The organism is Mariniluteicoccus endophyticus (genome assembly GCF_054780035.1).
The window spans coordinates 34,100-53,714 of record NZ_BAAGXC010000004.1 but is presented as its reverse complement, the minus strand read 5'-3'; the positions used below and the strand labels follow the sequence as shown (position 1 = coordinate 53,714).

The following is a 19,615-nucleotide window of genomic DNA, read 5'->3' as shown; positions in this document are numbered from 1 at the left end:
GTTGCCCGGAAGTTCCTTTTTCAACCGGTCAGGAAGACGGAAGGTTCAGGTTCTCGTCGGCTGGTGTGTCTCCTGCACGGGGTGCACGTTCCCGGGCCGCGCCATCGCGGTCCTCCCCGCACTCGCGCTGATCCACTGAACCGATCGTCGGATCCGGCAAGACACCGAGGATCCCGTGCGGCATCACGCCGCGCGCGGGACCCTTGTGCCGTCAAAGGATCGGCGAGTTGGTCGCCTGATCTGGAAGTTTCCGCTTCCGCCCGGCTGGCATCCATCATCCGGAAGGGGGAGAGTCGTCATGCGCTCTTACCCAGCCCCCAGGAGATCGCCGCTGGCGCCCGGGACCGCACCTGTGCGGTCGCCGGGCGTCGTGCGTCATCCGCGCAGTCGGCGAGCGGCATTCTCCAGTGATCTCGTCAGCACGTCGCGGGGCACGGGCTGGGAGTCCTTCATCACGACCACGCCCAGGCGCGTGCCCAGCAGCACGGTGGCGTGGCCCTCGGAGACCTGCTTGCCGGCCAGCGTCCAGCGCCCGCTGTCGACAGATCCCCGTCCGCCGTCGACCGTGAGCTCCGCGGGCTTCTCGACGACCTCGACCCCGCTGCCGCCCTGCGACGTCACCACGTCGGAGCAGTCGGACCACCACTGGGCCACCGTGTCGGAGGCCCGCTGGGCGTCCTCGGCGCTCGGGAAGCCCATGGCGACGGCCGCGGCGGTCGACCCGCCGGGGCCGGCGTACTCGCGGACCTGCAGCGAGGTCGCCCCGAACGACTCCCACTGCGAGCGCTGGCACCCGCTGACCGGTTGGTTGGGGCTGCGGTCGGTGGTGACCGTCTCCTTCCAGGGGCCCTGGACGCGGCCGACCAGGTCGCCGGCGGTCGGGAGCGAGGCGGGAGTGACGCCGTCCGCGGGCGGCGCCGTCGGCGCATCCGGTGTGGGGATCGCGGAGTTGGGCGGGTTCGGCGGCGTGTCCACGGGCGCCGGCGGCGGGGTGGGGGAGGGCTCCGAGGTGCAGCCAGCCCCCAGGAGCAGGAGGGCTGAGGCGGCGGCGAGGCGTACGCGGGACTTGACCATGGTGGGAGCCTAACCACCGGGCCCAGCTCGTCGCGCGCCTACGCGAGGGGCGCACGGTTTGGTCGAACTGTCGTCGTTCTGGCAGAATCAACCCTCGTTGTCGTGCTCCGGCTCCTGCCATGGGGGGATAGTCCGGGACCTGGCGACATCCAACGACTTCAAGCACGCGGCGACCTGTGGCGCCGGGTAAGGACCAGATCATGCATCCGCTCATCAGCGAGCTCAACAAGCAGTCCCTCCGTGACGACGTCCCCGCCTTCCGCGCGGGCGACTCCGTGAAGGTCCATGTACGCGTCGTCGAGGGCAACCGCTCGCGCGTCCAGGTCTTCGCCGGCATCGTCATCGCCAAGAACAGCGGCGGCCTGCAGGAGGCGTTCACTGTCCGCAAGGTGAGCTTCGGCGTCGGCGTCGAGCGTACGTTCCCGGTCCACTCGCCGATCATCGAGAAGATCGAGGTGGAGCGTCGCGGTGACGTCCGTCGCGCGAAGCTCTACTACCTGCGCGGCCTGCACGGCAAGGCCGCCAAGATCAAGGAGAAGCGCGAGAACTGATCTGCGCACCCATGACGACGCGCCTCGGACCTCGGTCGGGGCGCGTTCGTCGTCCCCGCCCCGGCGGCGGGTACCTTTGGGCGGGTGCCGCCGCCGCGGCACGCAGCGATGGAAGGACACGATCCGGTGAGCCGTGAGGGTCAGTGGGGCGGCGACCCCGACGCGACGTCCGTTCGTCCCGTCGCCCGCCGCGCCTACGATGAGGCGACGCTGCCCCCGCCGCCCGTGGGCGCCTCCGCCCCCGCTGCGGCGGACGGCGACACCAACCCCCGTCCCCGACAGCCCGTCCCGCCGGCGGCCTCGCACGACGTCGCCGACGACACCGAGCCCGGGACCGTGCTGCGACCGCGAGGCCCTGCGGGTGCGCCGGCGCGCGCATGGGACGAGCCCCACCAGGACGGCACGATCCTGCAGCCGCGGCGGCGCTGGGTGTCCCCGGCCGACGTCGCGCCACCGGTGACCGACAGACCTGACCTCTACCGCGAGCCGGAGCCCCTGATCGACGCCGTGCCCGTGTTCGGCGCAGCCCCGCCCGCCCCGCCCATCCCGCCCGCCCCGGCCGTGGCCGCTACATCCGCTCAGCCACAGGCCCCCTCGGTCGCTGGCTGGGACCCCGATCCGACCCTGCGCGTTCAGACCGACCGTTCCCGGGGCGCGGTGCCTGCGACGGCCCCGATACGCTCGGTCACCGCGGGACGTCCCAGCGTTAACCGTCCCACCTCGGCGGCCGAGCCGCCCCCGCGCGGTTCCACCGCCGCCGTGCGCCGGGCCCGGCGTGGGCGACGCGGGCGACGTGCGGTGGAGGAGGAGAAGCCGGCGACGCTGCTCGGGACCATCGGCGAGGTGGGCATCATCATCGTCGCCGCCCTCCTGGCCTCGTTCCTGCTGCGGACGTTCGTCGTCCAGCCCTTCGAGGTGCCCTCGGGCTCCATGGAGAACACGCTGCGCGTCGGCGACAAGATAGCCGCCGAGAAGGTGACCTCGGTCGAGCGTGGCGACATCGTCGTCTTCCGCGACGTCAACCACTGGCTCGACTCGGCCGAGAAGCCGCGCCCCAGCGGTGTCCGCAAGGCGCTCGAGGTCATGGGCCTGGCGCCCAGCTCGGCCGAGGAACACCTGGTGAAGCGGGTCGTCGGCATGCCGGGAGACCGCGTACGCTGCTGCGACAAGCAGGGACGTCTATCGGTCAACGGGACGCCGCTCGACGAGAGCGCCTACCTGTACGCCGACGCCAGCGGCATGGTCAAGGCCTCCAACGTCGACTTCGAGGTTGTGGTCCCCCTGGGGCACATCTTCGTGCTGGGCGACCACCGTGACGCCTCGGCCGACTCGCGCTGCCACCTCAAGGACACCAGCCTGAAGGGGCCCGGCGCCGGGGCGTTCATCCCGCTCGACGCGGTCGTCGGCACGGTGCCGGCGATCTTCATGCCCTTCGACCGCGTACGCCGGCTCGACAACCCCGACGCCTATCGGGCGGTGAGCCCGCCGCAGCAGGCCGCGCCTGCTGCCCCGTTGATCGTCAAGGCACCGGACAGCTGCTGATGGGCCGGGTCGTCGTCCGTCGCGACTCGGGGCTCTACGGCTATGAGCGTGCCCTGGGCCGGGCAGGTCTGGCTCCCGTCGCGGGTGCCGACGAGGCCGGTCGTGGCGCCTGCGCGGGACCCCTGGTGGCGTCGGCTGCGATCCTCGGCACGCGACCGATCACGGGCCTGCGCGACTCCAAGCTGATGACAGCCGCGGCGCGTGAGCGGGCTTTCGACGAGATCGTGGCGAGGGCCGTCGCCTGGTCGGTGGTCGTGGTGCCCCCGCAGGAGTGCGACCGCCTCGGCATGCACGTGGCGAACATCACCGCGCTGCGCCGTGCGGTGCTGCGTCTGGAGGTGGCGCCGGCGTACGTCCTGACCGACGGGTTCCCTGTCGACGGGCTGGGCGCGCCCGGGCTGGCGGTGTGGAAGGGCGACCGGGTGGCCGCGTGCGTGGCCGCCGCGTCGGTGTTGGCGAAGGTTACGCGCGACCGGATCATGACCGAGCTCCACGAGGAACATCCCGACTACGGCTTCGACGGTCACAAGGGCTACTGCACGGGGGTCCACCAGCGGTTGTTGGAGGAGCACGGGCCCAGCCCGGTGCACCGGTGGCGGTTCGACAACGTACGCCGGGCCGCGGCCGTGTTCGAGGCAAGGGCGGTCGCGGGCGGTTAGAGTGGTCCCACCATGAGCGCCGAAGATCTCGAACAGTATGAATCCGCCCTTGAGCTGCAGCTCTACAAGGAATACAAGGACGTCGTCGGGATCTTCCGCTATGCCGTCGAGACCGAGCGCCGGTTCTACCTCTGCAACGCGGTCGACCTGAAGGTGCGCACCGAGGGCACCGACGTCTACTACGAGGTCTCGATGGGTGACGCGTGGGTGTGGGACATGTATCGCCCCGGACGCTTCGTGAAGAGCGCGAAGGTGCTGACGTTCCGCGACGTCTCCATCGAGGAGATCGTCCACAGCGAGCTGAAGGTCCCCGGCCAGGACTGAGCTGTCCACAGCCCCGAGCGACGAGTTGGGGGAGCACTCCTGTGCGCAAGTGCCGTTTCATGCCCTGCGCACGTTATGTGTGAGGGGCATGACTGCTTCACATCAGCTCCGCGGCATCCGCGGGGAGGACCTGGCCGAGGAACACTTGGCTGCCTCAGGGCTCGTCGTCATCGACCGCAACTGGCGCTGCCGTCACGGTGAGCTCGACCTGGTCGCCGTCGACGGGGACGGGACCCTTGTCTTCTGCGAGGTCAAGCTGCGTCGTGGGACGGGTTTCGGTGACCCGCTCGAGGCCCTGACGTACGCGAAGGTTCGACGGCTGCGGCGGCTGGTCGGCCTGTGGCTGGCCGCGCACCCGGGTCACCGGGGCGCGATCCGGCTCGACGCGATCGGAATCGTCGCCCGGCCCGGGCGGCTGCCGGTGGTGCGCCACGAGAAGTGGATCGACGCATGAGTCGGCTGGCGACGGCCCACTCGGTGGCGCTGAGCGGGCTGGTGGGCACGGTGGTCGACATCGAGGTGTCGGTGGCCAGCGGGCTGCCGCGCACCTCGCTGGTGGGGCTGCCCGACTCGGCCCTGCAGGAGGCGAAGGACCGCTGCCGGGCCGCGGTGGTCGGCTGCGGGTTCGAGTGGCCTCAACAACGGGTGACGATAAACCTGACGCCGGCGACGATGCCGAAGGCGGGCAGCCACTACGACCTCGGCATCGCGGGCGCGGTCCTCGCCGCGGCCGACGACCGGGTTCCCGGCCGGCTGCTCGCAGATCGCGTCCTGGTCGGCGAGCTGGGGCTCGACGGACGCGTACGCGGTGTCCCGGGCGTCCTGCCCGCGCTGCTGGCGGCCCGCGACGCCGGGTTCACGCGGGCCGTCGTCCCGTGGTGCCACGTCGCGGAGGCAGGTCTGGTGGAGGGCCTCGAGGTCCAGGGCGTCGCCTCGTTGACGGACCTGCTGGTGGTGCTGCGAGGCGAACCGCTGCTCGTCCCCGGCCCCCCGGTCCGGGCGGCGGCACCGGACCGGGCGGTCGGCACCTCGCCTGATCTCGCCGACGTGGTCGGCCAGGACGAGGCACGCCATGCGCTGGAGGTCGCGGCCGCCGGCGGCCACCACGTCTTCCTGCACGGCGCGCCCGGGTCGGGCAAGACGATGCTGGCCGAACGCCTTCCCACGATCCTGCCCGACCTGGGCACCGACCATGCGCTCGAGGTGGCCGCCATCCGCTCGCTGGCGGGGATCGCGGTCGGAGGTCATCTCGACCGCCGTCCTCCGTACGCGGCACCCCACCACTCTGCGTCCTTGGCGGGCCTGGTCGGTGGTGGGGCCCGCGTGGCCCAGCCCGGGGCGGCCAGCCTGGCCCACCGCGGCGTCCTGTTCCTCGACGAGGCGGCCGAGATCGCGCCCAAGACCCTCGACGCGCTGCGGACCCCACTGGAACAGGGCACGATCACGCTGGGCCGCAGCGGTCGGCACGCGACCTACCCGGCCCGGTTCCAGCTGGTGATGGCCGCCAACCCGTGCCCCTGCGGGATGTCACTGACGCCCGGCGCGGAGTGCCGGTGTGCCCCGATGTCGGTGATCCGCTACCGCCAGCGGCTGTCGGGGCCGATCCTCGACCGCGTCGACATCCACCAGACGCTCCACCCGGTGAAGCGATCGCTGCTCGACAGGGTCACGCCGTCGGAGTCGTCGGCCACGGTGCTGGCCCGCGTCGCCGAGGCGCGGGATAGACAGGCCCGACGCCTGGCCGACACCCCGTGGCGGCTCAACGCCGACGTGCGCGGCCCCTACATGAGGTCCTGCCTGCCGCGGGCCGACGGCGTCGAGCTGGTCGACGCGGCCGTGTCCCGGGGACACCTGAGCGCCCGCGGCGTCGACAAGGTCCTGCGGTTGGCGTGGACGCTCGCCGATCTGGCGGGTCGCGACGCACCCGCCCGTCACGATGTCCGCCAGGCCATCTCGTTGCGGCGCAGTGGGGGCAACCAGCCGATGGGGGTGGCGTCATGACCGACGAGCGCGAGCGTGCGGCGCGGATGCTGCTGTGCGCGGTGAGCGAGCCGGGAGATCCGGTGCTGGCGGCCCACGTGGCCGCCGAGGGGGCCTGCGCGGTGGCCGCTTCCCTGACCGGTCCACGTGCGGAGACGCCGTGGGGGAGGCGGGCCCGGGGGATCCATCCCGCAGACCTGGCGGGACGCACCATGGCCTGCGGGGCGCGGTTCGTCGTGCCGGGCGACGCGGAGTGGCCGTCTCGGCTCGGTGACCTGGCCGGTCTGGAACACGACCGGCGGGGTGGCGAACCGATCGGACTCTGGTTGCGCGGCCGGGGTCGGCTGCCGGAACTGCTGGGGGAGCGTCCCCTCGCCATGGTTGGGTCGCGTGCGGCGACGGGCTACGGCCAGGAGGTGGCACGCCAGTGGGCGGGTGACCTCGCTGAGGCGGGCCACGGCATCGTGTCCGGGGGTGCGTTCGGCATCGACGCGGCTGCCCACGCGGGGGCGATGGCCGTGGGCCGGACCGTGGCCGTGCTGGCCTGTGGCGTCGACCGACCCTATCCGCGGGGCAACGCGCGTATATTCGACGCGATCTTGGCCGACCATGTGCTGGTCTCCGAGGTGGCGCCGGGCGAGACGCCTTCTCGGCTGAGGTTCCTCGGTCGCAACAGGCTCATCGCCGCGCTCGGGCTGGGCACGCTGGTCGTCGAGGCAGCCGTCCGCTCCGGCGCGCGCTCGACCGCGACGTGGGCGACGCTGCTCGGACGCCACCTCATGGCCGCGCCAGGTCCTGTGTTCTCCGCCCAGGCCCACACACCCCACGAGCTCGTACGCCGCCGCGAGGCCGAGCTGGTGGCCTCGCCCGCCCACATCCGGGAGATGCTGGCGCCGATGGGGGAGGAGATGCTGCCCCTCGAGCGGGGCCGAGACCGGGTCCTGGACGTGCTCGACCCCCAGGTGCGGGAGGTGTTCGAGACGTTGCCCGGGCGCGGCGGACGCAGCGCCTCCGAGATCGCGTTGCGCAGCGGTGTGGCCATCGGACCCGTCCTGGCGGCGCTTGACGAGCTGTCGGAGATGGGGCTGGCGGAGATGACCGACAGCGCCCTGTGGCGTCTGGTGCCGGGATCGGTCGGCTGAGCGGAGGGTTGGAATCCAGGAAGCGGGTGGACGGGGCGTCGAGGGGCGCCGTTGGGCCCGGCGCGGCAGACTTGGCGACATGGGCTTCTATGCACGGCCGTCGTGGCAGCTGTGGCGCCAGGTCGCCGCAGACCTCTTCATGGTGGTCTGGACGGTGCTGTGGTGGCAGATCTCACGGGTGGTCGCCGGTGCGATCTCGGCGATCGCGGCCCCCGCACGCGAGACCGCCCAGGCGGCGGGCAAGCTGCGGGCCGACTTCGTCGACGCCGGCGCGAAGGCGGGCAACGTCCCGCTGGCCGGTGACGAGCTCCGCAAACCGTTCGAGTCGGCCGCGGGTTCGATGGGCGACGTGGTCGCGGCCGCCGAGAGTCAGGTCCACCTCATCGAACAGGTGTCCTCGATCGTCGGCATCCTCGTCGTCGCGATCCCGGTGGCGCTGCTTTTCGCCCTCTGGTTCCCTCGCCGTCTGCGGTTCCGGGCCGAGTCGATGGCGGCGCGCCGGTTCATCGACTCGCCGGCCGACCTCGACCTCTTCGCTCTGCGGGCCATGGCCAACCAGCCGATGCACCTCATCGCCAAGATCAGCGACGACCCCGTCTCGGCGTGGCGGGACGGCGACCAGGACGTCATCGACCGGCTTGCCGACCTCGAGCTGCGCCGCAGCGGCCTGCCACGGCCTGCGGGTGCGACCGCGGCCGTGACAGACTGAGCCTCAGGCGAGGAGCTCGGCGTACTCGGGGTGGCGCTCGATCCAGCCGACGGCATAGCTGCACTGCGGCACGACCTTGAGGCCACGCTCGCGCAGGTCGTCGAGCGCGAAACGGGTGATGTTGCTGGCGATGCCCTGGCCCTGCAGCTCGGGATCGGTGTTGGTGTGGGTCAGCGTCGCCACGCCGTCGCGCTCGACGATGTCGATCGTGCCCACGACCCGGTCACCGCGACGGGCCTCGTAGCGGGACGCCTCGGCGTCGTAGGAGTAGGTCTCGGTCTGCTCGGTCATACGCTCCATTGTGCAACCGGCCCCGGAGCCAGAGGGCCCCGGGGCCGGTCGATCGTTTCTCGAGGGGTCAGCTGATGCGCGGACCCGTGCGGGGGTTCCAGGTGATCGTGCCGCCTTGGAAGCGCTGCACGCAGCCGTTCGCGTCGCACTGCTCGCCCGTCGTCGGCCAGCCGAGGCGTCCGGTCTCGTAGCCCTGCGAGGCGTACGCCTCACGGATCGCGCCCAGGTTCTCCCACGCGCCGGTGGTCGGCGACCAGTAGAAGCCGTCTGGGCCGAACGCCTGGAAGCAGCCTCCGTCACGCAGGCCGCAGATCTCGTCGCTGCTGGGGTAGCCGAACATGCCGTTGCGGCCACCCTTGGCCAGGTAGCGGTCACGGATGGCGCCGCGGACCCAGTGTAGGCCGCGCTGGCCGTTCAGCGTCAGGGAACCGCCCTGGTAGTCCTGCCAGCAGCCCTTGCCGTCGCACATCTCGTCGCTGCTGGGGTAGCCGAGCCAGCTCCTGTGACCGCCCAGCTGCACGTAGCGGTCGCGGAGCATGCCCCAGCTGTTGTGCGCCCCGGTGGCCGGGGACCACAGCAGCCAGCCGCCCTGGAACTGCTGCTGGCAGCCGCCGTCGGCGCAGACCTCGTCGGTGACGGGATAGCCGAGGACACCGCGTTCGTTGCCCATCTGGGCATGCTTCTCCTGGATGGCACCCCAGACCGTGTGGGCGCCGGTCTGGGGCGACCAGAGGATGAAGCCGCGCTCGAACTTCTGCCAGCAGCCGGCCGCCTCGCAGTTCTCGTCGGTCAGCGGGAAACCGAGCGTGCTGCGGGCCTCACCCATGGACTCGTACTTGCTGAGGATCGCGCCACGAGCCCAAGCGACACCGCCGTCGGGACGCTGGTAGACCGTCGCCCCCCAGAACCGGGTGAGGCGGCCGCCGAGGTAGGGCTGCTCGCCCTCGTACACGTCGCCGGTGAAGCTGCCTGCTCCGCCGAGCTGCTGCCAGCGGTTCCAGATGGGCGTCCGATAGCTGCCCAGCGTCTGGGCAACGCGGTCGCGGAACGTGGGCAGGTAGTTGAAGAAGGCGTCGCCCGGGCAGTCGGTGTCGCTGACCTGACGGTGGCCCGAGATCACGTCGGAGGTGTAGCGGCCGATGGTGAGACGGCCGAACGGCTCACGGTAGTAGGCCGCGAGACGCCAGGCGGTGAGTCGTACGGCGGAGTCGAGGGCGGCCGCGGGCGGGAGCTGGGCCGAGAACGAACCCATGACCGAGATGCCCATGGTGTCGGTGTTCCAGTCGAACGCGTGGGCGCCGTGGACGGGGCGGGTGATGCCACCGGCGCGTCCCTCGAAGATCTTGCCGTAGCGGTCGATCAGGAAGTTGTAGCCGATGTCGCACCAGCCGTTGCCGGTCACGTGGTAGGCGTAGATGCCGCGCACGATGCTCGCCGACCGGTCGGCGGTGTAGTCGTTGCTGCCCTCGGTGTGGTGGACGACGACGGCCTTGATCGTGCGGTCGTACTTGGGCGTCATGCAGCTCGCGCCCGACTGGGACTTGAGGTTCTCGTCCGCACCCCACGCGGCACGCGAGACCACCGGCGGCTGAGCCGCCTGGGTCACGGCGCGACCGTTGGCCGCGGGGCGGGTCTCCTGGGGGGCGGCGTCGGTGGCCAGGCGGCCGGGATCGATCAGCGAGAGCTGGAGGTCGCCCGGGGCGGTCGCGCCGGCGTCGACGAGCACGCGGACCTCGATGCCCTGGGCATCACCGGTGTATGCCGGGGCGGTGCCTAGGCGTTTGCTGCCCTCGGCGACCAGCGACTCCGTGGGCAGTGTCGACCATGTGCTCCAGGTGCCTTCGAGGTTCTGCGTACGGACCTGGACCGTCGGTGACGTCGAGGACGCCGCCCAGGTGACGCCTGCCATCGAGAACCGGCTGGTCGCCTGCGGGGCGAGGGCAGCGACCACGGTCCGGCCGTCGACCAAGCTCGGGCGCGACTGCGGGACCGAGATCTGGTGTACGCCGGGTTTGGCGGCCGTCGTCGCGGACCTCGTCGGCGTGGGCGAGTACTTCGGCGTGGGCGTGGGCGTGGGCGTCGGCGTCGGTGCGGCGTACGCGGGGGCGCCGTAGCCAGCGGTCAGGGCAAGGGCTGCGACGGCGGTCGCGATCCTGACCCGTTGGGAAGGGCTGGTCATCTCACTCCTCGTGGGTTGCTCTCCCGTGGAGTGTTTCGCGCGTGTGCGGTGATTGTCACGGCACATGGTCGACTTGTGACCGGACGAGGTCGATTCGTGACCGCGCGGTAATCTAAGCGAACTTCTGCGGCTCGGGCTCGTCAACCTCGCCGCGGACGAACCTGAACCTCGGGAGGCGCCTGCCGCCCCGCGCCACGCGTAGCGTGAGCCGCTCGGTCCGCCACAGGTAGGCCATTGCCACCACCAGCGTGACGCCCACGAACGCCGAGCCGATCCAGATGGTCCAGCGCGCGCCGAAGTTCTCGCCGATCCAGCCGATGACGGGTGCGCCGAGGGGGGTGCCGCCCAGGAACAGCAGCATGTACAGCGCCATCACGCGGCCGCGTACCTCGGCGTCGACCCGCGACTGGACCAGCGCGTTGGCGGTGACCGAGACCGAGATCGCGCTGAGACCGATGGGGACGAGCATGATGCAGAAGCCGAGGAACGTCGGCGATGCCGCGCCGAGCGCCGACGACACGACGAACGCCGCGAGGGCGATGAGCAGGTGACGCAGGCGGGGGCGCTCGCGCCGCGCGGACAGCAGCGCGGCGGTCAACGAACCGATCGCCATGATCGAGCCGAGCACGCCGTACTCGGCGGCGCCGCGGCCGTATACCTCGGTCGCCATCAGCACGTTGGTCATCTGGAAGTTGAAGCCGAAGGTGCCCATCATGAAGGCGATGGCCATGATCAGCATGATGTCGGGCCTTGACCGTACGTAGCGCAGGCCCTCGCGTACGCGGCCCTTGCCGGTCTGGCGCGGCGCGGGCGTGAGCTCTGAGCGGTCGAGCCGCAGCAGCGCGACGAGGAAGACCGCGAACGTGGCCGCATTGATCAGGAACACCGGTCCGGTGCCCCCGAACGCGATGAGCACGCCGGCCACACCAGGCCCGAACAGGCGTGCGGCGTTGAACATGGCCGAGTTCAGCGAGATCGCGTTGCTGAGCCGTTTGGGCGGGACCATCTCGGAGACGAACGACTGGCGCGCGGGGGCGTCGATCGCCGAGGCGGAGCCCTCGATCAGGGTGCACAGGTAGACCAGCGGCAGCGTCGCGTGCCCGGTGACGACCAGCAGGCCGAGCACGAGCGCGTTGAGGCCCATGACCGACTGGGTGACGAGCATGATGTGGCGCTTGGCGAACCGGTCGGCCAGCGAACCGGCCCATGTCGACAGCAGCAGCACGGGCAGGAACTGCAGGCCCGTCACCATGCCCAGGGCCTGCGAGTCGTGGTGGGTGAGCACCATCAGCACCAGCCACGACTGGGCGGTGCGGCTCATCCACATGCCGGTGTTGGAGACGACGACTCCGGCGGCGTACGCGCGGTAGTTCGGCACCGACAGCGAGGCGAACATCGTGCTCATCGGGCACCCCCGACGAAGCGCTCGAGGATGGCGGCGGCCTGCTGGAGGGTGTGCCGCTCCTCGGGGGTGCACTCGGCGAGGCGTTCCTGCATCCAGGTGTCGCGGCGGCGTCGTCCGGCGGTGAGCTCCGCGCGACCGGCGTCGGTGAGGGAGATCAACCGGGTGCGACCGTCGGTGGGGTGGGGGAGGCGGGCGATGAGGCCCCGCTGCTCGAGCTCGGCGATGGTGCGCGACATGGACGCCGCAGTGACCTGCTCGCACTGGGCGAGGTCGGTCGCGGTGCGCGGTTCGCGCTCGCACTGGGCGAGGACGGTGAACAGGTGGGGAGCCAGCCCCGAGGCCTCGAGCTTCACCTTGCGGGACACGCGCATGCACGCGGCCCTCAGCCTGTACGCCAGCTCTGTCTGTGGCACTCCCGCGCTCGCCTCCCGATAGTTAGTTGTTTGACTTGACTAAATATATCACCGGCAGGCAAGGCCGCCGGGGTGTCCGGGATGTGGTCAGCGCGTGGGGTCGAGCGCGCGCAGCTCGTCGGGGCAGCGGCCCGTCACCATGTAGCGCGCCAGCAGCCGGCCGGTGGCGGGGCCGAGCGTGATTCCCCACATGCCGTGGCCACCGGCGGTCCACACGCCGGGGATCTTCGTGGCACCCACCAGCGGCAGGTTGTCGACGGTCACGGGCCGGGCGCCGACCCACGTGTCGCGGCGGTCGTCCCAGTCGACGCCGTCGAGCAGCGGGCGGGCGGTGCGCACGATCGCCTCCACGCGGGCGGGGTAGAGGGGCTCGTCGGGCCCGCGGAACTCCATGGTCCCGCCCACGCGCAACCGGTCGTCCAGCGGCGTGCAGGCCACGCGCTGGACGGGGAAGTACACCGGGCCGTTCACCGGCGAGTCGGTCGGCACCGAGAATGAATAGCCGCGGCCGCCGACCATGACGGTGCGCACGCCAGCCTCGCGCGCCAGCTCGGGCAGCCAGGCGCCGGTGGCGAGCACGACGGCGTCACCGCGCACGGGCTCACGCCCGACGAGCTCGCACGTCAGCCCGCCGGGGCCCTGGCGCAGGCGCTTCACGTCGGCTCCTGCGATGATCTCACCGCCGCGGGCGCGGACGGCGTCGGCGAGCGACTCCGCGTACGCGCCGGGGTTGATGTAGCGCTGGCCGCGGATCGCGATGGCGGCCTCGACACGGTCGGCGACGATCGGCACCTCGGCACGCAGCTGGTCACCGGTGAGGCGCTCGGCCTCCAGCGGTACGCCCGCCTGGCGGATCAGATCGAACTCGTGCTCGAGCGACTCGGTCTGGCCGGCCTCGAGGAATGCAGCCATGATCGGGGCGTCGTGGACCTCGCCGGTGACGCCGTGCTGCGCGAGCAGGTCATAGCTCTCGATGGCGATGGCGTTGAGCGGCACGAAGTGCTGCATCGCCTTCTGCCACTGGCCGATGGTGCAGCGGCGGGCGAAGCCCAGCAGGAACGAGATGAGCTCGCGCTCGACCTTGACGGGGACGAACAGCGGCGAGTCGGGGTCCATGAGCGCCTTGACGCCGTAGCGCAGCACCGACGGCTCCGAAAGCGGGATCGCCATGCCCGGTGAAATCCAGCCCGCGTTCCCCCAGGAAGAGCCGGCGGCGACGCCCGAGCGGTCGAGCACGGTGACGCGTACGCCCTCCTCCTGCAGGAACCAGGCGGTGGACAGCCCGAGCATGCCGGCTCCGACGACCACCACGTGGGGCTGGTCGGTCGAGGCGGCGCGCAGAGGAACGGCGGTGGTCATGGCGCTCACTTTCGTGGGTGTGTGATCAATCGCCTCATCATCGCACCGAGCCCCACCGAGGGGGGAGGGGGGCGGGCGACGGATCGCGTCGGCTTGCCTTCAGGTCCGGTCCACCTGCACTCGGCCCGGAAACGGGGGCAATGGTCTTTCTTGCATCGGTGGCATCAGCCTCGCGGTGCTGGTGCTCTCGCTGGTGGTGAGCGACCTCCTCGACATGGACATCCTGTTCGACAGCGACTTCTGCTCGCTGACCGCGATCGCGGGATTCTTCGGCGCGTTCGGCTTCGCCGGGGCGGCCGGCCCACTCGGGCCACGTCGAAGGAGAACAGATGGACCTTCGTGTCCTGACGATCAGCATCATGCCACCGGTCGCGCTGCTCGTGCTGCTCGTGCTGCTGGTCCTGGTGACCATCAGCCGCTACAAGGTGGCGGGCCCCAACGAGGCCTTCATCGTCACCCGCTCGAAGGGCAAGGAGGTAGGCAACCCCGAGACCGGCCAGATCTCGACCGACCTGTCGGGCCAGAAGGGTCATGGGCGGTGGCGTCTGCGTCATGACGTTCGTGCAGCGCCTCCACATCCTGGACCGGTCTCGCGCCGCATCACGGTCCAGATCCGTGGCGCCGCGTCGGGTCAGGGCATCAAGCTGAACCTCGACGGCGTGGCCATTGTCATGGTGGGTGGCAAGGAGGACTCGATCCGCGCGGCCGCCCAGCGATTCCTCACCCAGCAGGAAGAGATCGAGACGTTCACCCAGGAGACCCTCGCGGGTTCGCTCCGTTCCATCGTCGGCTCGCTGTCGGTGGAGCAGATCATCCGTGACCGCGCGGCGTTCGCCCAGCGCGTCGCCGACGAGTCGGAGAGCTCGCTGACCGGCCAGGGCCTGGTGCTCGACACGTTCCAGATCCAGGACATCACCGACGACGGGCCTACCTGGCCGACCTCGGTCGCCCCGAGGCCGCGAAGGCCAACCGGATCGCTTCGGTCGCCGAGGCCGATGCCCGACGTGAGGCCGAGCCTGCCCGCATCATCGCCGAGCAGGAGATCGCGATCTCCGAGCGTGCGCTGGCGCTGAAGACCGCCGAGATCAAGGCCGAGACCGACGCCGCGTCCGCTCAGGCCGCCGCAGCGGTCCCGCTGGCCCAGGCCGACCGCGACCAGGCGATCCTCACCGAGCAGGAGATGGTCGCCGTACGCCAGGCCGCACGGAAGGACCGTCAGCTCGACACCGAGGTCCGCAAGCCCGTCGACGCCGACCGCTACCGCGCCGAGACCGAGGCCGCCGCGCGCAAGAACTCGGCGCGGCTCGGGGCCGAGGCCTCGAAGGCCACCGCGATCGCCCGTGCCCAGGCCGAGGCCGAGACCGCGCGCCTGACCGGTGAGGGTGACAAGTCCCGCCGTGCGGCGCTCGCCGAGGCCGAGGCCATCGAGGGTGCGCGTCGTGGTGAGGCCGAGAAGGCACGCCGTATCGCCGAGGCGGAGGCCGTACGCGCCGAGGGTGAGGCCCAGGCGTCCGCGATCCTCGCCACCGGCCAGGCCGAGGCCGAGGCGATGAACAAGCGCGCCGAGGCGTTCTCGCGATACAACCAGGCCGCCGTGCTGCAGATGCTCGTCGAGGTGCTGCCGGAGGTCGCCGAGAAGGTCGCCGCCCCGATGGCGGGCATCGACAAGCTCACCGTCGTCTCCACCGACGGCGCGGGCGCGGTGCCGAAGCAGGTCACCAACAACGTCGTCCAGACGATGGAGCTCATCAAGAACACCACGGGCGTCGACCTGTCGAAGCTCGTCTCGCAGTACTCCGAGGACGCGGTGCCCGCCAAGCGCACCACGGTCGAGGGGGAGACCGCGCAGGCCTGAACGCCTGCCGCGTACGACCAGGAGGGCCCGCCGTCGGCGGGCCCTCTTCGCATGTCCGGGGCTTTCAGGGGGCGTTCCCGGCGGCGTGTCCACGGCCGGCGGCAGGCGTACGCGGGTGCTAGTCTGGCCGCGCCTGAAGATTCCGGCTGGTGTGGTTATTCCAGCCCTCGCACTCCGAGATGAAGTCGCACCGCACGGTGTGAACCCAGAGGCGCCCATCCGCAACGCAGCGGTCGGTGGCGCTGCGTCTTGGATCGCTGCGCCCCGGCCAGAACCAAGGGAGAATCCGTGGACAAGAAGACCATCCTGCTGTCGCAGACCATCATGACCTTCATCATGGCGACGACCATGTCCGGCCTGCTCGGCATGATCTTCGCTGGTGGTCCGTCGATGCAGTGGCTGACGACCTGGCCCAAGCAGTTCATCATCGCCTGGCCCATCGCCTTCGTGCTCACGATGGTGGCGTGGCCGGCCTCGATGGCGCTCACCGCGGCGATCCTCCGCCCGCGCCCGGAGCCGCAGGAGGTCGCGGTGGAGGCCTGACGGCCGGACAGCACGACAGCACGACAGCACGACAGCCCGGGGCGTCGACCGACTCGGTCGGCGCCCTGCTCGTCCTCCGGGTCAGGCGGGGCGGTCGGCGACGATCTCCAGCTCGAACCCCTCGGCGTTCTCGATGAAGAGGGCGGTGTGCTGGGGGCCGCCCGCGTGGGGGTACCTGTCGGCGAACATCTCGGACCATCCGTGGTCGCCGAGGTCACGGCGGAGGGCGTCGAGACGGGCCCGGTCGTGGGCGCGGAGTGCGAGGTTCAACCCCGCGCGGGTGCGCTCGTGCGGACCCGACACGTCGGGGGACTGCTCGAGCACGACGTACACGCCGCTGGGGTGGTGCCACGATCGGCCGGCGGGCCAGTCGGGGTCGTGCTCGGCGACCCAGCCGAGCGAGGTGAGGACCCAGTCGAACGAGGGGACCGAGGACGTGAGGTCCGACGTCCACAGCTCGATGTGGTGCACGGCGTTGGTCACGATGATCAGTGGGTCGCCGTCGTCTGCGTGTAGAGGGCGAGCCGGGGCGTACCGTCGACGAGCCTGTAGACGCTGGTCATGAGCGCCTCGAAGGGCGGCTCGCCGCCGCGCTGCGCCGTGGCGCGGTACGCCAGCGCTGCGGCATCGGCGCCCAGGTCCACACGGCGCGGATCGGTCAGCTCGTAGTGGTCCCACGTGGGCGCCTGGTCGAGCGAGGCGACGACGGTGGCGCGGTCCATGACGATGCCGTTGACCAGCACCATCAGCGCGTCGTCGGTCATGAGGTCGCCGTAGTAGGTGCCGCCCGTGCCATCGCTCAGGGCGTCCCAGCCCCGGCGCTCGAGGGCGACGAGCGTGTCGAGATCGAGTGCGTCCATGGGCACCACCCTAGAGAGGAGACCAGGCGCCGTTCTGGCCACCCGCTCCCGAAACACGATCGTGCCCGCGGGGCCGCTGTGCGACATTTCCCCCATGACCGACGCGGCACCTCCTTCTCCCGACCTCGTGGCCCGGCTCGTGGCCGAGCAGGCGCCCCACCTCGCCGATCTGCCGGTGCGTCCCAGCGCGGACGAGGGGAGCAGCAACTGGGTGTTCCGGCTGGGCGACGACCTGGCCGTACGCCTGCCCCGCTCGGCGGCGTACGCCGAGAGCATCCGCACCGAGACACGCTTCCTGCCCCGTATCGCCCCGGGGGTCGGCGTACGCGTGCCCGAGGTGGTGCACGCAGGCGTCCCGTCACCGGAGTTTCCGTGGGACTGGGCGGTCGTGTCGTGGATCGCGGGGGAGCGGCCCAACAACCTGACTGCCGACCAGCAGCAGGCGCTCGCCGCTGACCTGGGGCGTTTCGTGCGGGAGCTCCACGCGGTGGACGCGTCCGGGGTGCCGGTCGGTCCGAAGACGTGGGGCTACCGCTGCGGCGAGCCCGTGACCGACGAGACCGACCGGTGGGTCGACCAGGCAGCCCTCGCGCTGGCCGACCAGTTCGATCCCGCCGCCGTTCGCGAGGCCTGGTGTCGGGTACGCGACGTCCCGCGCTCGACCTCGCCGCCCTGCTGGGTCCACACCGACCTGTCGGCGGAGAACCTGCTGGTCGACGCCGACGGCCACCTGGCCGGTGTCATCGACTTCGGCGCGATGGGCGTGGGCGACGGGTCGGTGGACCTGTTGTATGCGTGGAGCCTGTTCGACGCACCGGCCCGGCAGACGCTGCGCCAGACCACGGGCGCCGACGACGCGACGTGGGCCCGTGCGCGGGCCTTCGCCTTCGCGGGGCCGGGACTGCTGACCCTCAACGAATACCGGGCCACGATGCCCGAGCGTGCCGCCCGCCTCACGCGGATGGTCCGGGCCATCGCCGCCGAGGTCGGGCTCGAGCTCGAGCGGCACGCGGGTGACAATGGCGCCATGGAACAACACCGAAGCTTCGGCGAGGAGTCGGCCGACCGCATCCTCGAGCAGGTCGACCTCGACGACCAGACCCGCGAAGACGTACGCCCGGCACTGGCCGGGTGGTTCGACAAGTGGGCCGCCGAGCCGGCGACGGAGGCGGACGGGGGAGAGCGGGAGCCCGCGGAGGACGACGAGGCCTGACCCGGGAACGACGAACGGGCCGTGACATCGTCACGACCCGTTCCGTTGGTGTCCGAGAGAGGACTTGAACCTCCACCCCCTGTAACGGGGACTAGCACCTCAAGCTAGCGCGTCTACCTATTCCGCCACCCGGACTCGGTGTCGGCCTCCGGTTCTCACCGGGGCAGCCCGTAGAACTTAGCAGAACCGGCGCACGGATGCACATCGAGCGCCCAGAGAGCGGGCCAGGGGTGTCGACGGCGGAGTGGTGGGGCCATAATCCGATCATGACGGAGACGATGAAGACCCACTCGCTGGTCGCCCCCACGAAGTTCGGCCGCGACGAGCTGGCCAAGCCGCAGGAGTCCGAACTCGCCGAGGGTGAGGTGCTGCTGAAGGTGCTGGCCGGCGGCGTGTGCGGCTCCGACCTCCCCTACTTCCGGGGCATCGTCGGCAAGATGGCCGGCAGCGGCTCGGCGCCCGAGCCGCCCAACCCGGGCTTCATCTCCAAGCCGGGCTCGCCCATGCACGAGACCCTCGGCGAGGTCGTCGCGACCCGCAGCCCTCACCACAAGGTGGGCGACAAGGTCGTCGGCTGGGCGCTGTCCTACGAGGGCCTGCGTCCCTACATCAAGGTCCCCGGTGATGCGGTGCTGTCCTACGACCAGCAGTGGTCGCCGGACGTCGCCATCAACCTGCAGCCTCTGGCCTGCGTGATCTACGCGGTCGAGCGCATCCCCGACGTCGCCGGCAAGCGCGTCGCCGTGCTCGGGCAGGGCCCCATCGGCGTCATGTTCTCGCGCCTGATGAAGGAGGCGGGTGCCGCACACGTCACCGGCATCGACCTGGTCGACCACAGCGAGGCGGCCAAGACCTTCGGCGTCGACGAGTTCATCCGTACGCACTCCACCACGTGGTCGCGTCAGGTCTCCGACGCGGACCGTCCCGACATCGTCATCGAGGCGGTGGGCCACCAGACGCTGACTCTCAACGACGCCGTTCACGGTGTCGCCCACGGCGGTTTCGTCTTCGCGTTCGGCGTGCCCGACCAGGACTCCTACCCGTTCGACTTCGATGAGTTCCTCCACAAGGACCTCACGCTGCGCTCGGGCCTGACCCGTGACAAGCACCGCATGCTCAAGGCCGCCGATGACTACCTGCGCGCCGACCCGACGCTGGCGAACAACCTCACCACCCACAAGTTCTCGTTCGACGAGCTCGACGAGGTGCAGGCCGCGTACGAGACGGCCAACGTGCCGGCCACCGGTCGCCTGAAGGTGGTGCTCCACCGCTGAGCACCCACCTGCGCAACCGGGGGCGCCCCGAACCCGAGTACGAGGTCGAGCGCCTGCGCATCGACCACACCTGGTCGAAGAACGCCGTACGCCGGCTCCTGACCGACCGTGCCGAGTACGGCGGTTGGGAGCTGGAACGGCTGCGTCGCTACCGCGACGGCAGCCGCGAGATCTGGGTACGCCGCAAGATCATCCGCGTCCGCCCGACGCTCGACACCTCCGAGCTGAGACGCTAGAACCGC

Annotated in this window: 22 protein-coding genes and 1 tRNA gene; 14 read left to right on the top strand and 9 right to left on the bottom strand. The window is 71.0% G+C overall.

The window, feature by feature from the left end; genetic code table 11:
- Nucleotides 1-375: 375 nt before the first annotated feature.
- Complete coding sequence (locus ACYVGD_RS01885; RefSeq protein WP_460741275.1) at nt 376-1,074, bottom strand: hypothetical protein; 699 nt, start codon at nt 1,072-1,074, stop codon at nt 376-378.
- A gap of 200 nt (nt 1,075-1,274) precedes the next feature.
- Between ACYVGD_RS01885 and rplS the strand changes: the two genes are divergently transcribed.
- The 8 genes from rplS to ACYVGD_RS01845 all read left to right on the top strand — a co-directional run bounded on the left by rplS (nt 1,275) and on the right by ACYVGD_RS01845 (nt 7,981).
- Nucleotides 1,275-1,625, top strand: a complete 351-nt coding sequence (rplS, locus tag ACYVGD_RS01880) for a 50S ribosomal protein L19 (protein ID WP_460741274.1) — start codon at nt 1,275-1,277, stop codon at nt 1,623-1,625.
- Between the two features lie 126 nt (nt 1,626-1,751).
- Nucleotides 1,752-3,167, top strand: a complete 1,416-nt coding sequence (gene lepB / locus ACYVGD_RS01875; RefSeq protein ID WP_460741273.1) for a signal peptidase I — start codon at nt 1,752-1,754, stop codon at nt 3,165-3,167.
- Nucleotides 3,167-3,826, top strand: a complete 660-nt coding sequence (locus ACYVGD_RS01870) for a ribonuclease HII (RefSeq protein ID WP_460741272.1) — start codon at nt 3,167-3,169, stop codon at nt 3,824-3,826. The genes lepB and ACYVGD_RS01870 overlap by 1 nt, the downstream gene beginning before the upstream one ends.
- 12 nt (nt 3,827-3,838) lie before the next feature.
- Nucleotides 3,839-4,150 (top strand): DUF2469 domain-containing protein, encoded by a 312-nt coding sequence (locus ACYVGD_RS01865; RefSeq protein ID WP_460741271.1) that lies wholly within the window; start codon nt 3,839-3,841, stop codon nt 4,148-4,150.
- Nucleotides 4,151-4,238: 88 nt separating this feature from the next.
- On the top strand, nt 4,239-4,604 hold the full coding sequence (locus tag ACYVGD_RS01860; protein WP_460741270.1) for a YraN family protein: 366 nt from the start codon (nt 4,239-4,241) through the stop codon (nt 4,602-4,604).
- On the top strand, nt 4,601-6,151 hold the full coding sequence (locus ACYVGD_RS01855) for a YifB family Mg chelatase-like AAA ATPase (protein WP_460741269.1): 1,551 nt from the start codon (nt 4,601-4,603) through the stop codon (nt 6,149-6,151). The genes ACYVGD_RS01860 and ACYVGD_RS01855 overlap by 4 nt, the downstream gene beginning before the upstream one ends.
- A complete protein-coding gene (locus tag ACYVGD_RS01850; protein ID WP_460741268.1) occupies nt 6,148-7,272 on the top strand; it encodes a DNA-processing protein DprA in 1,125 nt (374 codons plus the stop codon). The genes ACYVGD_RS01855 and ACYVGD_RS01850 overlap by 4 nt, the downstream gene beginning before the upstream one ends.
- Nucleotides 7,273-7,351: 79 nt before the next feature.
- Nucleotides 7,352-7,981, top strand: coding sequence for a hypothetical protein (locus ACYVGD_RS01845; RefSeq protein ID WP_460741267.1), 630 nt, complete (start codon nt 7,352-7,354; stop codon nt 7,979-7,981).
- Between the two features lie 3 nt (nt 7,982-7,984).
- Here ACYVGD_RS01845 and ACYVGD_RS01840 read toward each other — a convergent pair whose 3' ends face one another.
- The 5 genes from ACYVGD_RS01840 to ACYVGD_RS01820 all read right to left on the bottom strand — a co-directional run bounded on the left by ACYVGD_RS01840 (nt 7,985) and on the right by ACYVGD_RS01820 (nt 13,628).
- Nucleotides 7,985-8,272, bottom strand: coding sequence for a GNAT family N-acetyltransferase (locus ACYVGD_RS01840; RefSeq protein WP_460741266.1), 288 nt, complete (start codon nt 8,270-8,272; stop codon nt 7,985-7,987).
- Nucleotides 8,273-8,339: 67 nt separating this feature from the next.
- Nucleotides 8,340-10,451 carry an N-acetylmuramoyl-L-alanine amidase gene (locus tag ACYVGD_RS01835; RefSeq protein WP_460741265.1) on the bottom strand — a complete coding sequence of 704 codons (2,112 nt, stop codon included), beginning with the start codon at nt 10,449-10,451 and terminating at the stop codon, nt 8,340-8,342.
- Nucleotides 10,452-10,563: 112 nt separating this feature from the next.
- Nucleotides 10,564-11,856, bottom strand: coding sequence for an MFS transporter (locus ACYVGD_RS01830; protein WP_460741264.1), 1,293 nt, complete (start codon nt 11,854-11,856; stop codon nt 10,564-10,566).
- The gene (locus tag ACYVGD_RS01825) at nt 11,853-12,227 is read right to left on the bottom strand and encodes a MarR family winged helix-turn-helix transcriptional regulator (RefSeq protein ID WP_460741263.1); all 375 of its coding nucleotides are present in this window, start codon (nt 12,225-12,227) and stop codon (nt 11,853-11,855) included. Before ACYVGD_RS01825 ends, ACYVGD_RS01830 begins: the two co-directional genes overlap by 4 nt.
- Nucleotides 12,228-12,356: 129 nt before the next feature.
- The gene (locus ACYVGD_RS01820) at nt 12,357-13,628 is read right to left on the bottom strand and encodes an NAD(P)/FAD-dependent oxidoreductase (protein WP_460741262.1); all 1,272 of its coding nucleotides are present in this window, start codon (nt 13,626-13,628) and stop codon (nt 12,357-12,359) included.
- A gap of 329 nt (nt 13,629-13,957) precedes the next feature.
- Between ACYVGD_RS01820 and ACYVGD_RS01815 the strand changes: the two genes are divergently transcribed.
- The 3 genes from ACYVGD_RS01815 (at nt 13,958) to ACYVGD_RS01805 (ending at nt 16,026) form a co-directional block, all read left to right on the top strand.
- Nucleotides 13,958-14,701 carry a flotillin family protein gene (locus ACYVGD_RS01815; protein ID WP_460741261.1) on the top strand — a complete coding sequence of 248 codons (744 nt, stop codon included), beginning with the start codon at nt 13,958-13,960 and terminating at the stop codon, nt 14,699-14,701.
- Nucleotides 14,702-14,808: 107 nt separating this feature from the next.
- Complete coding sequence (locus tag ACYVGD_RS01810) at nt 14,809-15,483, top strand: flotillin domain-containing protein (protein ID WP_460741260.1); 675 nt, start codon at nt 14,809-14,811, stop codon at nt 15,481-15,483.
- Nucleotides 15,484-15,771: 288 nt separating this feature from the next.
- A complete protein-coding gene (locus tag ACYVGD_RS01805) occupies nt 15,772-16,026 on the top strand; it encodes a DUF2798 domain-containing protein (protein ID WP_460741259.1) in 255 nt (84 codons plus the stop codon).
- A gap of 81 nt (nt 16,027-16,107) precedes the next feature.
- Here ACYVGD_RS01805 and ACYVGD_RS01800 read toward each other — a convergent pair whose 3' ends face one another.
- Both ACYVGD_RS01800 and ACYVGD_RS01795 read right to left on the bottom strand, forming a co-directional pair.
- Nucleotides 16,108-16,509 carry a VOC family protein gene (locus tag ACYVGD_RS01800; RefSeq protein ID WP_460741258.1) on the bottom strand — a complete coding sequence of 134 codons (402 nt, stop codon included), beginning with the start codon at nt 16,507-16,509 and terminating at the stop codon, nt 16,108-16,110.
- 5 nt (nt 16,510-16,514) lie between these two features.
- Nucleotides 16,515-16,886, bottom strand: a complete 372-nt coding sequence (locus ACYVGD_RS01795) for a nuclear transport factor 2 family protein (protein WP_460741257.1) — start codon at nt 16,884-16,886, stop codon at nt 16,515-16,517.
- Nucleotides 16,887-16,980: 94 nt separating this feature from the next.
- On the opposite strand from ACYVGD_RS01795, the gene ACYVGD_RS01790 reads away from it, so the two are divergent.
- The gene (locus ACYVGD_RS01790; RefSeq protein ID WP_460741256.1) at nt 16,981-18,099 is read left to right on the top strand and encodes an aminoglycoside phosphotransferase family protein; all 1,119 of its coding nucleotides are present in this window, start codon (nt 16,981-16,983) and stop codon (nt 18,097-18,099) included.
- A gap of 46 nt (nt 18,100-18,145) precedes the next feature.
- Here the strand turns inward: ACYVGD_RS01790 and ACYVGD_RS01785 are convergent.
- Nucleotides 18,146-18,234: transfer RNA gene (locus tag ACYVGD_RS01785), tRNA-Leu, on the bottom strand.
- 131 nt (nt 18,235-18,365) lie between these two features.
- Between ACYVGD_RS01785 and ACYVGD_RS01780 the strand changes: the two genes are divergently transcribed.
- Both ACYVGD_RS01780 and ACYVGD_RS01775 read left to right on the top strand, forming a co-directional pair.
- The gene (locus tag ACYVGD_RS01780) at nt 18,366-19,373 is read left to right on the top strand and encodes a zinc-binding dehydrogenase (protein ID WP_460741255.1); all 1,008 of its coding nucleotides are present in this window, start codon (nt 18,366-18,368) and stop codon (nt 19,371-19,373) included.
- Nucleotides 19,370-19,609, top strand: a complete 240-nt coding sequence (locus ACYVGD_RS01775) for a DUF5703 family protein (protein WP_460741306.1) — start codon at nt 19,370-19,372, stop codon at nt 19,607-19,609. Before ACYVGD_RS01780 ends, ACYVGD_RS01775 begins: the two co-directional genes overlap by 4 nt.
- Nucleotides 19,610-19,615: the final 6 nt, after the last annotated feature.